Source organism: Pedobacter sp. (assembly GCF_035317785.1).
In the GTDB taxonomy this organism is placed as follows: domain Bacteria; phylum Bacteroidota; class Bacteroidia; order Sphingobacteriales; family Sphingobacteriaceae; genus Pedobacter.
In genome coordinates this window covers 1-13310 of the sequence record NZ_DATHGC010000115.1, presented here as the reverse complement: position 1 = coordinate 13310, position 13310 = coordinate 1, and the positions used below count along the sequence as shown (strand labels likewise).

13 protein-coding genes and 1 riboswitch are annotated in these 13310 nt (G+C 45.2%); of the genes, 9 read left to right on the top strand and 4 right to left on the bottom strand.

Annotated features, from left to right (window positions below; genetic code table 11):
* Nucleotides 1-714 (top strand): glycoside hydrolase domain-containing protein (locus tag VK541_RS07080; RefSeq protein WP_324368329.1); only part of this gene is annotated, 714 nt, incomplete at its 5' end.
* Nucleotides 715-717: 3 nt separating this feature from the next.
* On the opposite strand, the gene VK541_RS07075 is transcribed toward VK541_RS07080, so the two are convergent.
* The 4 genes from VK541_RS07075 to VK541_RS07060 are packed head-to-tail and all read right to left on the bottom strand — an operon-like array spanning nt 718 to nt 3801.
* Nucleotides 718-1599 (bottom strand): DMT family transporter, encoded by an 882-nt coding sequence (locus VK541_RS07075; protein ID WP_324368327.1) that lies wholly within the window; start codon nt 1597-1599, stop codon nt 718-720.
* Nucleotides 1596-2663: a glycoside hydrolase family 99 protein gene (locus VK541_RS07070; protein ID WP_324368325.1), complete on the bottom strand. Its 1068-nt coding sequence runs from the start codon at nt 2661-2663 to the stop codon at nt 1596-1598. Before VK541_RS07070 ends, VK541_RS07075 begins: the two co-directional genes overlap by 4 nt.
* A gap of 48 nt (nt 2664-2711) precedes the next feature.
* Complete coding sequence (locus VK541_RS07065) at nt 2712-3134, bottom strand: cytochrome c (RefSeq protein WP_324368323.1); 423 nt, start codon at nt 3132-3134, stop codon at nt 2712-2714.
* Nucleotides 3135-3147: 13 nt separating this feature from the next.
* Complete coding sequence (locus tag VK541_RS07060; protein ID WP_324368321.1) at nt 3148-3801, bottom strand: SCO family protein; 654 nt, start codon at nt 3799-3801, stop codon at nt 3148-3150.
* A 130-nt stretch (nt 3802-3931) separates the two neighbouring features.
* A riboswitch (cobalamin riboswitch) is annotated at nt 3932-4118 on the top strand.
* A 319-nt stretch (nt 4119-4437) separates the two neighbouring features.
* Here VK541_RS07060 and metE point away from each other — a divergent pair.
* From metE to VK541_RS07020, 8 genes are all read left to right on the top strand, one after another.
* Nucleotides 4438-6765 carry a 5-methyltetrahydropteroyltriglutamate--homocysteine S-methyltransferase gene (gene metE / locus VK541_RS07055; protein ID WP_324368319.1) on the top strand — a complete coding sequence of 776 codons (2328 nt, stop codon included), beginning with the start codon at nt 4438-4440 and terminating at the stop codon, nt 6763-6765.
* A 56-nt stretch (nt 6766-6821) separates the two neighbouring features.
* Nucleotides 6822-7835 carry a beta-ketoacyl-ACP synthase III gene (locus VK541_RS07050; RefSeq protein WP_324368317.1) on the top strand — a complete coding sequence of 338 codons (1014 nt, stop codon included), beginning with the start codon at nt 6822-6824 and terminating at the stop codon, nt 7833-7835.
* Nucleotides 7836-7923: 88 nt separating this feature from the next.
* Complete coding sequence (locus VK541_RS07045; protein ID WP_324368314.1) at nt 7924-8310, top strand: acyl-CoA thioesterase; 387 nt, start codon at nt 7924-7926, stop codon at nt 8308-8310.
* A 90-nt stretch (nt 8311-8400) separates the two neighbouring features.
* Nucleotides 8401-8739, top strand: a complete 339-nt coding sequence (locus VK541_RS07040; protein ID WP_324368312.1) for a hypothetical protein — start codon at nt 8401-8403, stop codon at nt 8737-8739.
* A 163-nt stretch (nt 8740-8902) separates the two neighbouring features.
* The gene (locus VK541_RS07035; RefSeq protein WP_324368310.1) at nt 8903-11233 is read left to right on the top strand and encodes a TonB-dependent receptor domain-containing protein; all 2331 of its coding nucleotides are present in this window, start codon (nt 8903-8905) and stop codon (nt 11231-11233) included.
* Nucleotides 11234-11243: 10 nt separating this feature from the next.
* Complete coding sequence (locus VK541_RS07030; protein WP_324368308.1) at nt 11244-12581, top strand: hypothetical protein; 1338 nt, start codon at nt 11244-11246, stop codon at nt 12579-12581.
* A 16-nt stretch (nt 12582-12597) separates the two neighbouring features.
* Nucleotides 12598-13035, top strand: a complete 438-nt coding sequence (locus VK541_RS07025) for a hypothetical protein (protein WP_324368306.1) — start codon at nt 12598-12600, stop codon at nt 13033-13035.
* Nucleotides 13032-13310: SCO family protein (locus VK541_RS07020; RefSeq protein ID WP_324368304.1), on the top strand; the 279-nt coding region annotated here is incomplete at its 3' end. The genes VK541_RS07025 and VK541_RS07020, both read left to right, overlap by 4 nt.

Here is a 13310-nt window from a genome sequence, read left to right as displayed (position 1 = left end):
ATTCTGATGGCCAGGTCTAAAAATTATAAGAATATGTTTGACCCGTCTACAAGGTTTATGAGGGGCAGGCTGGAAAATGGGGACTGGATCAAGCCTTTTGATCCGCAGTATCCTTATTATGAGTATATGTACAGGGAAGCTAACGCCTGGCAGGTGTCGTTTTTTGCGCCGCATGATATGCCTGGACTGATTGAACTTTATGGCGGGCCTGCCGGTTTTGAGTCTAAACTGGACTCGCTGTTTACTGTTCCGTGGAACCCTAAACACATTGCCAGAAATGTAGAAACGATGATTGGTCAGTATTGCCAGGGCAATCAGCCTGATCATGAGGCGCCTTTTGGTTATACTTTTATCGGCAAGCCGGAAAAAACACAAAAGGTTCTGGATAATATTTTGAATAACCTGTATGGTATTGGTAAAGAAGGTCTGGCGCTTTCAGGTATGGATGATGCGGGCGAGATGTCCGCATGGTATGTGTTTAGTGCACTCGGCTTGTATACTTTTTCTGCTACTGACCCGGAATATCTGGTGACAGCTCCGTTGTTTGATGAGGTGAAATGGAGGACCAGTACTGGTAAAATGCTCACGATTTCGAAGCCGGGCAAAGGCAGGGGAATTACTGCTATAAAGGTTGATGGGAAGCTGAACAAGGGTTATTTCGTGTCTCACGACCTGTTCAAGAATGGTGGTAAGATTGATATTGCTACTAAATAAGTTTTAGTTTCTCTTTATTGAGCTCATGATGATGCCTGAGAGTACGCAGACTGATCCGGTGATGTGTATGGCGGTGAGTTGCTCGTGCAGGAAGATAAAGGCGGTAATGACGCCTACGATGGGCTCGAGGTTGAGAAAATTGCCTACTTGCGCTGCGGGCAGGGTTTCTAATGCTTTGTTGTACAGGAAGTAGCAAAGGGCCGAGGCGATTGCTCCAAGGTAGATCAGGGCCAACCAGTCGTTTACGGAGAGGAAGATGGTGCTGCCATGGTTATGCAGGTCTATAAGCCCGGCGGGCAGCAACAATACGGTCCCAGCGAATCCGCTGAGGCAGGTAACGGTGAGTGAGTTGATGTGGTCAAGCTTTCTCGAGATGATGGTGTAGACCGCCCAGCAGATCATTGCTGCGATCATCAGCAGGTTGCCTTTGAGGCTGTCGCCACTTTGATCTCCGTCGGTAAAGAATCCGACGGCGGCGACTCCTGCGGTAGATAGCAGAATGCCGGTGATCTGAAATTTATTTAGCTTTTCTTTGAGAAAGATGACCCCCAATACGGCAATGGCGACGGGCAGAAAGCCCTGGATCAGCGCACCGGTTGATGCGGAGGTGTACATCAGGGATATATTGAAGGCGATGTAAAAGAGCGTGACGCCCAGTAACCCCATGAGCGTGAGGTAGGCGTAGTCAGAGCGCTTCAGATGGCTGATGCTGGTCTGTTTGCTAAAAATAAACACAGGCAGCAGGCAAATGGAGGCTATGAGGAACCTGATGAAGGCAAAGAACAGCGGCGGGATGTCTGCCACTAAAACTTTCGTTACGACAATGGTACTGCCCCAAATGAGCATGACAAAAATAATGCTGGCCAGACCAAGGTATTTTTTCATTTGACGAATTGGTTGGACCAGTATTTTGTTCTGATGAGGTAGTAATCGTCTGTCAGTGGTTTGTAATCGAGGTAAGTGAATCCTTCAGTCTTGTGAGGTTTTGCGGGTTCTATTTGTGTGCCTTCATGCCATTCGTTGAAGGAGGTAATAGCGATGGCTGCTGGTTTTACGGCTATTGCTTTTTTCCAGTAGTCGTCGTAGTATTTGCCGTTGTCCCTGCTTTGGGTGTTGATGGCGTTTTCCGGACGGATGCGTTCGTCGATGTAGCCGGGGCCTACGCATGGGATGAACTGCTTGTTGTTTTGTAGGGCCCATTGCTGCATATTTGCCCAGTTTTTTGGGTCGGAGCCGTAACGGAATACTTTGGATACGAAGTAGGTGTAGAAGCCGTCGAATCCGGATGTTTTGAAGAATTCCTGCTCGTTGCTGTTTACCCAAAGTCCCATAAAGTCGGAGTCGTATGGTGTTTTCCGAATGGTCTGGCTTCCTTCGGTATTGAGTACCTCTGCCCATTCAGGGGCTTTGCTCAGGTAGGAATCGTAAACAAAGAATAGTGGTTTTTTGGTGTCGTCCGTACGGTAAAAGGCGGGGTGTTTGCCCCAGGTGTCGATGATGTATTTGACGTCTGCTTTGACGGTGAGCGGGCTCCTGTTTCCGTAGGGTTCTATCTGGAAGCCTACTTTTACGCCCGCTTTTTGTGCTTCTTTGAGGATTACCGGAATGCTTTCTGCGGTGAAGTGGTCTTTGCCCCAATAGGTCAGAAATATGGCATCTATGCCTGCTTTTTTGATCATGGCCATGTGTTTAGCAATAACTACAGGGTCTTTGGTGCTGTAGTTGCCCAGGCTTGGGAAGAAGTTGGCGCCGATGTTGTCTCCGCCGGGGTATCCTTTTTTATCGCCATTGTTCCAGTGTGCCCAGTGCTGGTCTGTGCTGTCAAAGGCCGGGGTTTTGTACCAGTTGTAGTAAAAGCAGAAGACTTTTTTGCGGGCTGCCAGGCCTGTTTGAAATGCCATGATGAGCAGCAGCAGGGCTGCCGATAATAATATTTGGTTCTTTTTCATTTATGTGCCGATCTTGTGTATCAGCACCTAAATTATAAAAAAAATACCTTACCTGCAGTTTTTAAGGTCTTCGGTTACTTGCTCGGGCTTATATATGCCTTGTTTGTTGCCGTAGGTATTGGTGATGTATACGATGAGCTGCGCGATGTCGATATTGAACAGTTGTGGGTTATCAGGCATTTTTCCTTCGTAGGTCTGATTGTGGATGGTTACGGTGGTGTCTGATCCGTTTTTAATTAGACAGGCCAGTTTTTGTTTGTTTTGCTTTAGAAACAGAGTATCAGTAAGTGGTGGAGCAAGTTTTCCCAGTCCTTCGCCATTGGCTCCATGGCAGTTCTGGCAATGTTTGATGTACAGGTCACGACCATTGGTGTAATACATTTGCTGTTTCAGCTCGTCTGCGTTTTGACAGGAGTAGATGATCGAAGCAATGACCGCCAGTGTAAGTGTGGTAAGGAGGGTCTTGCGCATTGCTGTTCGGGTGTTATTTCTTTTCTTCTGCAAGCAGGATGGGGATGTCTTTTTTCAGTTGTGCTACTTGTTCGGGGTTGGTGCCGTCATAGGCTCCGCGGATGTGTTTGTTCTTGTCGATGAGTACGAGCCATCCCTGGTGCACATAGTTTTCTTTGGCGGTGCTGTCTTCCATTACGGCGACTAGATAATCTTTTTCTGCAATTTTGTAGACGCTGTCTTTGCTGCCATAGGCGAACTGCCACCTGGCGCCATCTACACCAAGCTTGGTTGCGTATTTCTTTAACTTGGATGGGATATCATATTTAAAGTCAATGGTATGTGAAAGAAACATGACATCCGGATTGTCTTTGTATTCGTCAAAGATGGTTTTCATGTTGCGGTGCATGGTCGGACAAATGGTGGTACATGAAGTAAAGAAAAAATCGGCGATATAGATCTTGTTTTTGAAGGTATCGCCGGTAACCGGCAGGCTATCCTGGTTCAAAAAGCTGAATGCGGGGATGGTCTTGTAAACGGTATCTACCCTGGTAGTACCATCTGCATTCTTAACTTCTTTGGTATCTCTCGGGCCAAGTATGGGCAGTGTTCTGCGTTCTTTGCAAGCGGCAAATAAAAGAATAGTGCATAGGATTGATAGGGAGAAAATATACCTGGCTGACTTCATGATGTAGTTAATACTGGTTATCGGATTGTTGCAAAGGTACATTCCTGGAAAAATAAACTGTAATGTCTGGGTAATTATTTAGGTTTTTATGGTCAACTTGACTAAGTTTGCAGCAATAAGTTCTTTACTTTCTTCATCAACCGGTATAGGTTTTACTTAATTGTAGATTAATAGGGAATCGTGTGAGAATCACGGACTGTCGCGCAACTGTAAGTAACACAAAGGTTTTTACCCTTAGTTTGTCCACTGTTTTTAAGAATGGGAAGGATGGTAAAAATGTTACAAGTCAGGAGACCTGCCTAATATCGATTTGACAATGCTTTCGCGATTTGAAGCAGGGGTTGAGTTTGGTGTATTTAAGAAGCTTTGTTAAAGCAATCCGTCATCCTGAGTTTATCTCAGGATCCCGGCCATGCTGTCAGATTTGCTCAAACGGGATCCTGACCTGAAGCGAAGCGAAAAGCTACGCAGTAAAATAAATTCAGGATGACGAACGGTGCAGATCATGGATGGATACGTTTAACAATTAGCGTACTTTGATGCATTATTATTTCTTCTTTCTTCATTTTCCCGTTCGCATTGCGAAGTTCAGCAAAAAGGGCTTTTAACTGATTTTTTCAATTAAATGTAAGAAAAATGCTAACTAACAATCTAGGCTACCCGCGTATTGGTGGCAACAGTGAACTCAAAAAAGCCTGCGAGCAGTATTGGTCAGGCAAAACAACTATTGCGCAGCTGGCGCAAACAGGCAGGGACATCCGTAAACACAACTGGGAGCTGCAGAAAGAGGCGGGTATAGACCTGATCCCTTCCAATGATTTTTCTTTTTATGACCAGGTACTTGACTGGTCGCTTACTGTAGGGGCTATTCCTAAGCGGTATCATGAGGTGATCATGAACAAAGGTAATGCGGAGCTTGACCTGTATTTTGCCATGGCACGTGGTTATCAAAAGGACGGACTGGATATTACTGCGATGGAGATGACCAAATGGTTTGATACGAATTACCATTACATCGTACCTGAGTTTACAAAAGATCAGCAGTTTAAATTGTTTTCAACTAAGGTGTTGGATGAATACAATGAGAGTAAAAGATTAGGTATTAAAACCAAGCCTGTACTGATCGGTCCGGTTACTTATTTGCTTTTGGGTAAGGAGAAAGAGGAAGGTTTTGACAGGATTGACCTGATTAAGAACCTGCTTTCGGTTTATATTGAAGTATTGAAAAAGCTGGAGGAGCAGCATGTGGAGTGGGTGCAGTTTGATGAGCCGTTCCTTTGCCTTGACCTGACTGAGAAGGATAGGGAGGCTTTCCGCTATGTGTACGGTGAGATTAAACGGCAGTTTCCGAAGCTGAAAACCCTGCTGACTACTTACTTTGATGCGCTGAAAGACAATACCTTTTTGGCTGCTTCTTTGCCGGTGACGGCATTGCATATTGACCTGGTAAGAGCGCCCGAACAATTGCAGGTAGTACTGGATGTTTTGCCTGCTTCGATGCTGCTTTCGGCAGGGGTGGTCGATGGCCGAAATATCTGGAAGAACGATTTTCAGGCTACTTTGAAGTCACTTAAATCTTTACTTGCTAATGTTGGTAACAATAGGTTGATTATTAGTCCTTCATGTTCATTGATACATTCGCCTTGTGATCTGGATAATGAGCATAGTGATACTATTTTAACACCTTTGACGGCCGAAGTCAAGCAATGGCTGGCATTTGCGAAACAAAAGGTTAATGAGGTAGTTGTTTTGTCTCAATTGATTAGTAATGAAAATGATGTATTGCCAGAGCTACAGGAAAACATTAGCTGTGCGGAAAACAGAAGGTCTTCGACTCTGATCCACAATAATGAGGTGAAAAAACGGGTGTCTGGCATCACGGTAAAAGATGAAAACAGGTTGAACCCTTTCGCGCTTCGGAAGGATGCTCAGCACAAGGCTTTGGGTCTTCCGCTATTCCCTACAACGACCATTGGTTCATTCCCGCAAACTCAGGAAGTACGGAGCTGGAGAGCCAGGTTTAAAAAAGGTGATCTGACTTTAGCCGAGTATGACGCTTTAATCGAAAAGGAAACGGAGGAGACGATACGTTTTCAGGAAGAGTCGGGTATTGATGTGCTGGTGCATGGCGAGTTTGAGCGCAATGACATGGTGGAGTATTTTGGAGAACAGCTTGCCGGTTTTACGTTTACTAAAAATGGATGGGTGCAGAGTTATGGCAGCAGGTGTGTGAAACCTCCGGTGATCTATGGTGATGTTTACCGCCCTGCGCCGATGACGGTAAGGTGGTCTGCTTTTGCGCAGTCGCTGAGCGATAAATGGGTAAAAGGCATGCTGACCGGTCCGGTTACGATATTGCAGTGGTCTTTTGTGCGTAACGATCAGCCGCGTTCGGAGACTTGTACACAAATCGCCCTGGCCATTAGGGATGAGGTGGTTGATTTGGAAAAGGCTGGCATTAAGATCATCCAGATTGATGAGCCTGCGATCAGGGAGGGTTTGCCTTTGCGCAAGGCTGACTGGCAGCAGTATCTGGAATGGGCGGTTAGGGCATTCCGCATTTCTGCCAGCGGGGTGAAGGACGATACGCAGATCCACACACACATGTGTTATTCGGAATTTAATGACATCATCCAGAATATTGCGGATATGGATGCGGATGTGATCACGATTGAGTGTTCACGTTCACAAATGGAACTGCTGGATGCTTTTGCTGATTTCAAATATCCGAATGAGATAGGGCCTGGCGTGTATGATATTCATTCGCCGCGGGTTCCGTCTAAGAATGAGATGGTTAACTTATTGGAAAAAGCAAGGTCTGTGATCCCTGCGGCGCAATTGTGGGTGAATCCGGATTGCGGTTTGAAGACCAGGCATTGGGATGAAACAAAAAAAGCACTCATAGAAATGGTCGCTGCTGCAAAAGTACTGCGGGAAAGTGTGGAAGAAGCTGTAACTTTGTAAAAAATATAGGGCAGGAGGAACGAGCCTGCCCTTTTTTATAGAATTACAAACACATAATGAGAATAAGGAAAAATGCGGTGATTACCGCGGTTGGCGGTTATGTTCCAGACACTGTTTTAAGCAACCATGACCTTGAAAAAATGGTTGACACGAATAGTGAATGGATTGTGGCAAGGACCGGGATAAAGGAGAGAAGGATTGTTAATGACCCAAATATAGCTACATCTGACATGGCGACTTTTGCTTTGAAAAGGCTGATGGAGGATGGCAATGTGAACCCTGATGAGATCGATTGCGTGATCGTATCTACATCTACACCTGATTATGTAATGGTTTCTACCGGGAGTATGGTGTGTGAGAAGGCCGGTTTGAAAAATGCATGGGGTATTGATACGAATGCAGCCTGCAGTGGTTTTTTATATGCACTGACACTTGGTGCGAGCATGATCGAAAGCGGCAGGTGCAAGAAGGTGGTGGTTATTGGTGCGGATAAGAACAGTTCTATCGTAAATTATACGGACCGCAATACTTGTATTCTTTTTGGTGATGGCGCTGGCGCTGTAATGCTGGAGCAGACTGAGGAGCCTGTTGGCTTGATGGACAGTTTTTTCAGAACGGATGGTACTGGTAAGGAAAACCTGATCGTGACTGCGGGTGGTTCGAAGTTTCCGGCTTCGCAGGCTACGCTGGACGAGAAGCTCCACTATGTGCGTCAGGACGGCCGTGTGGTATTTAAAGCGGCGATCCAAGGCATGACGGATACTTGTAATGAGGTGCTGCAGTCTAATGACTTGCTGAGTTCGCAGATCAATTACCTGATCCCTCATCAGGCTAATCTGAGGATTATCCAGTCTGTTGGGGAATATCTGGGTTTGTCGGATGACCAGGTGAAGGTGAACATTGACCGTTATGGTAATACTACTGCTGCTACGATTCCTTTGGTGCTTTGGGATTTTAAAGATGATTTTAAATATGGGGACAAAATGATCCTAACGGCTTTTGGCGCGGGATTTTCCTGGGGTGCTACTTATTTAAAGTGGGGAAAGCTTAGGAATAAAGGGGAAAATTGAAGGTAAATTTTCTGAATAGTATGTCGCAGAAGAATGGTGTATAGGAGGATTAATTGTTAGTTAGGGCCTTTTATTTTAGAATTTTAGAATGACGATAGAAGAAAAGATACAGAATTCGGAGACCAGGATTTTTAAGGCTGTGTTTCCCAATACGACTAATCACTATGATACTTTATTTGGCGGTACTGCCATGCACATGATGGATGAGGTGGCTTTTATTACGGCTACGCGATTCAGCAGGCAAAGGATGGTGACGGTGAGCAGTGACCGCATAGATTTTACGAAGCCGATTCCGGCGGGCACGATTGTGGAGCTGGTGGGCCGGGTTAGCCATATCGGCAATACCAGTCTGAAGGTAAAAGTGGACATCTATATCGAGCAGATGTACTCTGATGAGAGGGAAAAGGCCGTGACTGGTGAGTTTTCGTTTGTGGCGATCGATGAGCATAAGAAACCGGTACTGGTCGTTAAATAAATTGATTTTTAAAAGCAATCTGAAGGGGTTGCTTTTTTTATTACATTTGCACTTGAAATGCTGATAAAACCCATATCTATATTGCTTTTAGTGAGTTTGCTCTCTGCAAACCTCTCTAGTGTATGGGTATATATGGGGTTTGAGGCCAATCAAAAATATATTGCTAAGGAGCTTTGTGAGAACAGGACCAAGCCTGAAATGCATTGTAATGGGAAGTGCTATTTAATGAAAAAGTTAAAGCAGGCCCAGGACAAGGAGCAGAAACAGGAGCGTCAGTCCCAGAAATTGCAGATCCAGGATGCGGTGGTGAGTACACCGCTGGTCTTTAAGCAGTATGCCTTTGCGGCAGTTAATTTTCATGTTCCTTTTTCGACAGGAATGCCGCAGAGTATTAAGAATTCTATATTTCATCCGCCACAGGAAAATTGACGGGAAAATTTACCTTCTCAGAGAAGACTGGATCCTGCTGTCCTGAAAAAGGACAACAGTTCCCTATGTCTTCTCTGAGAAGGTAAATTTTCTGGCAAAGTGGCCTGTATGGAGCGGATTTTTTTGCTCCGGCAAGGAATTCTTATCAGTTATAATTTTATTAATGAATCCAATCAGATATTTAATTTTATCGTTGGGTCTGGTGTTTTGCTTTGTGCAGGGCCAGGCTCAGATGCAGGCCGTCTTAAAGGGCCATATTTATGATTCGCAGACACGTCAGCCGTTGTCGGGAGCGATTATTTCAAATAGTGAAGGTAAGGAGCTTGTTAGAGCCGATTTAAAGGGTTATTTTGAATTGAGTGTTATAGGTGATGGCGAATTACTAGAAGTGTCGCTGAAGGGTTATAAAACACAGCTGATCAAAACTGGTAGTGACAAAGGTGCTGTTGGAAATGGCACGACTGAACTTAATATCCAGCTTGATGCCGATGCTGTCAGTTTGAGCGAGGTGAGGGTTGCCGCTTATAATGGCAATAAGACGGCAAAGGAGACTGCCGGTTCGGTTTCTCTGATTACCGCAAAGGATATCAGCAGGGGAAGTGCGGTGTCCCTTCAATCGGCATTGAATGGCATTCCGGGGGTGCGGATGGATCAGAGTACGCTTTCTGAGGCGCGGATTTCTATTCGTGGTAATGGAGTGCGGGCCTCTTACGGAATTCGTAATGTGAAGGTCTATGTCAATGAGATTCCGGTAACGGAGGCTGATGGCACGACCAGGATCGAGGCCCTGGATGTCAACAGTATTGGCAGGGCGGAGGTAATTAAAGGCCCGGCTTCGAGTATTTATGGTGCGGGAACAGGTGGTGTGATCAATTTTCAGCTGCAGCGCTCGCCCTACCAGGAGCAGAGCATCGAGGCTTCGGGACTTGTGGGTTCTAACGGATTGCGCAGGCTGGCTACTGCATACCGGAATGGTGGGGACAAGATCAATAGCTATGTTTCTTATGGCTGGCAGCAATATGAAGGCTACCGTGAGCACAGTAATGACATGCGCAGGTTTCTGACGGGCAATTTTCAGCTGTTTCCAAGTGATAAGCGGATCATTACTTTATTGCTCAACAGGACTACGCAGTATTCGCAGATTCCGGGTTCGCTAACGCTGGATCAGTTTGCTGCTGACCCTAAGCAGGCCAATGTGACTAATCTTGATAAACTGGCCGGCCGGTACCAGAACTGGACGAGGGTTGGACTGGGTCAGCAATACCGCTTTAATGACCAGTTTTCAAATACAACCAGTGTGTTTACTTATTTCTATGACCTGAATCATCCGCTGCCGTATGCTTATATTCGGAATTTTTACCAGAGTTATGGCGGGCGTACGCGTTTTAGTTACGATCCTGAGTTTTCGATGCTGCTGACCAAGTTTACGTTAGGGGCTGAGTACAACCAGGGGCTGACTAAAGGTAATCAGTATGTGAATAACCATGGCGCTGAGGGGGCCATCAATTCGAATGTGGATTACCGGAACACACAGTATTCGCTTTTTTTCCAGTCGGAAACTGTTTTGGCTCCGGGTACTGCGCTGACGCTGGGTTTAAGTTATAACGGCTTGAACTATGACGTGGAGGATTATCTGAAGCAAAATCAGAGTGGTGTGAAGAGGTTTAAGGCGCAGGCCAATCCGCGTGTGGCATTGAGCCATACGTTTAGTGATGCGCTGAGCTTGCATGCAAGCATGAGTTCAGGTTTTTCTCCGCCTTCCAGTTCTGAGATAAAGAATGTGGATGGTTCTATCAACCCGGTTTTACAGGCTGAAAAGGGAATAAACTATGAGTTCAATGCGAAGGGAAATTTATGGAAGAGCCGTCTGGAATATGATTTTGCTTTGTTTAAACTGGATATGAAGGGTGAATTGATCGGTCAGTCTGTTCAGCAGGGCATAACCATTTACAATAATTCCGGGAAAACCAGTCACAATGGTGTTGAGTTGTCTTTGTCTTATTTGCTGTTTAAACCAGAAGATGGTGGTGAGGTAATCAGTCTAAGGCCTTTTGCTGCTGTTACTTATTCGGATTTTAAGTTTGAAGATTATAAAATATTGAATGCGCAAGGTCAGGTCTCGGCGACCTTTGATGGCAACAAGCTGACCGGTATCGCTCCCTGGGTGGTTAACGCGGGTATTGATCTGGAAACGAAGACAGGTGTTTATTTTTATGGCAATTATTTTTACAGCGACCATCTGCCGTTAAATGATGCGAATTCGGCATTTAATTCGTCTTATGGAGTTTTGAATGCGAAGCTGGGTTACAAAAAGCTGTTACTGAAATGCCTGGAAGCAAATGTCTATGCCGGACTGGACAATATTCTGGATAAAAATTACAGTTCTATTGTCTCGCTAAATGCGACTGGATTTAACGACGCGCAACCTGCATATTTTAATCCTTCACCCAGGAGGACTGGCTATGCTGGCTTAAACCTGAAGTATATATTTTAAAGTATTTGTGATGAAAAAGATAGTTTTTATATTTTTTCCTGTTGTCCTGACGCTCCTGGGCGGTTGTGCCCGGAATGAGCTTAAACCGGTTGTACAGCTGCTGAATTCTGGTGGCATCAACTCAGTTGGGCCTTACCTGACACAGGACAATAAAGGCAATGCAGTATTGTGCTGGACCGAGCAGGATGGAAAGGATTCCCTGTACCGGTTAAAGTACGCGGTTTATGATGAGCGCGAGGATAAATTTACAGCCCCGGTAACGATACCTGGCTCAGCCGGATGCAGTATATCAGCGGAAAGCATGGGTAAGGTGGCCTTTAAGGCTGATGGTACGGTGATGGCGGTTTATTCAAAGCGCTTTCTTTCTGAAAAAAATCCTTACGCTGGTGCCATATATTATAGTTTTTCAGCAGATGGCGGAAAGAACTGGTCTGATCAACAGTTTTTACATGCGGATACTTCGCATGCTTATGGCCGGAGTTTCTTTGACATTACTGCATTAAAAAACGGTGAACTCGCTGCGGTCTGGCTGGATGGACGCTTTGGGAAAAAGATAAAGGGTTCCGCCCTTTATTTTAACCGCACTGTTAAGGGAGCAGGATTTGGATTGGATTCATGTCTTGATAAGGGTACCTGTGAATGCTGCAGAACTGATCTGTTGTGTGATGATAAGGGTAATCTTCACCTGGCGTACCGAAGTATTCAGTTTCCTTCAGTTCTTTCTGGTAAACAGGTGCGGGATATGGTTTATAAGTCATCGGCTAATAATGGAAAGACTTTTAGTGAATCTAAACCAGTTAGTAATGACAATTGGGAAATTGAGGGTTGCCCGCACTCCGGGCCGTCTTTGGCCGTTAACGCTTATGGCGGCCCAAACGTCATTTGGTTTACTGCTGGTGGAAGTGCGGGACTGTATTATACTGCGGCTCCTGCTTTGGGAACAGATTTCAGAAGCAGGAACCTGATCACTTCGACAGGCAGACATCCGCAATTGTTATCTTTGGCTGATGGAAGGACGGTAATGGTCTGTGAGGAAATGTCTGAAATGCCGTCATCACAAGCACATGGTGAAGGTATGAAGATGGATCATGGTGCTGGAATGAAACATTCCGGCACGAGAATGAGCCATGGGCCAGCAGGAGCCGCAAAGATTGTGCTGAGGCTCATTGCTGATGGAAAGACGGAAAAGGAAACCGCGCTCTCCAACGGGCAGTATTCTGATAACCATGCGGTCTTAGGAAAGCTTGGTGAAAATGTGCTTGTTGCCTGGGTGCGGGAGGGTCATGAGGGTTCGGAGATCTGTTTCTCGAAAGTGGTGTCAGCAGGCCGAAAGTCAGAAAGTTTGTAAATTAAACAGCAGAAAAATGAAAAATATAATTGGAGTATTACTTTTGATAATGTTTGTAATTTCCTGTAAACAAGGAGAAAACTATAAAAATATTCGTGATGAAGTGATGAAGTTTCACGATGTGGTGATGGAAGATCACGGGAAGATTGTCAGCAACCAGATGAAGCTGGACACATTGCTGAGGTCATTGAAAATGCTGAAGCAGCAGTTTCCGGAAATTGATACTTTAATGGAAAAAACTGAGATCAATGCCTTATTGAGAAGGTTAACTGCTTCTGAAGACAGCATGAATGGCTGGATGCACAAATTTGAACCCGACATCACTGGTAAATCAAACGAGGAGGCTGTGAGGTACTTTAAGGAAGAAAAGACCAAAATACAGGAAATTGACAGTCTTTATAAGGCAGATATTACTTTGTCTGATGCTTATCTCAATAAATTTAGAAAGCCATGAAGATACAGTTAGTATTAGTTTGCTGTGCGGTATTGTCCCTGCTCAGCTGTAAGGAGCCGAAACGCCTGCCTTTTTTACAGTTGGAAACTTCTGAAAAGGTGGTGGATGGCAAGATGGTTACAGATTCCATTTTCAGGACTATTCCTCACTTTAAACTGTTTAACCAGGATAGTGCCATCGTTACCGAAAAGGATTTTGACGGCGTGATCTATGTGGCTGATTTCTTTTTCACTTCCTGCCCGACAATCTGCCCAGTCATGCACAGGAACCTGCTA

Coding starts and splice junctions, on each gene's coding strand:
- VK541_RS07075 (WP_324368327.1), bottom strand. CDS start 1,599: ATGAAAAAATACCTTGGTCTGGCCAGCATTATTTTTGTCATGCTCATT.
- VK541_RS07070 (WP_324368325.1), bottom strand. CDS start 2,663: ATGAAAAAGAACCAAATATTATTATCGGCAGCCCTGCTGCTGCTCATC.
- VK541_RS07065 (WP_324368323.1), bottom strand. CDS start 3,134: ATGCGCAAGACCCTCCTTACCACACTTACACTGGCGGTCATTGCTTCG.
- VK541_RS07060 (WP_324368321.1), bottom strand. CDS start 3,801: ATGAAGTCAGCCAGGTATATTTTCTCCCTATCAATCCTATGCACTATT.
- metE (WP_324368319.1), top strand. CDS start 4,438: ATGCTAACTAACAATCTAGGCTACCCGCGTATTGGTGGCAACAGTGAA.
- VK541_RS07050 (WP_324368317.1), top strand. CDS start 6,822: ATGAGAATAAGGAAAAATGCGGTGATTACCGCGGTTGGCGGTTATGTT.
- VK541_RS07045 (WP_324368314.1), top strand. CDS start 7,924: ATGACGATAGAAGAAAAGATACAGAATTCGGAGACCAGGATTTTTAAG.
- VK541_RS07035 (WP_324368310.1), top strand. CDS start 8,903: ATGAATCCAATCAGATATTTAATTTTATCGTTGGGTCTGGTGTTTTGC.
- VK541_RS07030 (WP_324368308.1), top strand. CDS start 11,244: ATGAAAAAGATAGTTTTTATATTTTTTCCTGTTGTCCTGACGCTCCTG.
- VK541_RS07025 (WP_324368306.1), top strand. CDS start 12,598: ATGAAAAATATAATTGGAGTATTACTTTTGATAATGTTTGTAATTTCC.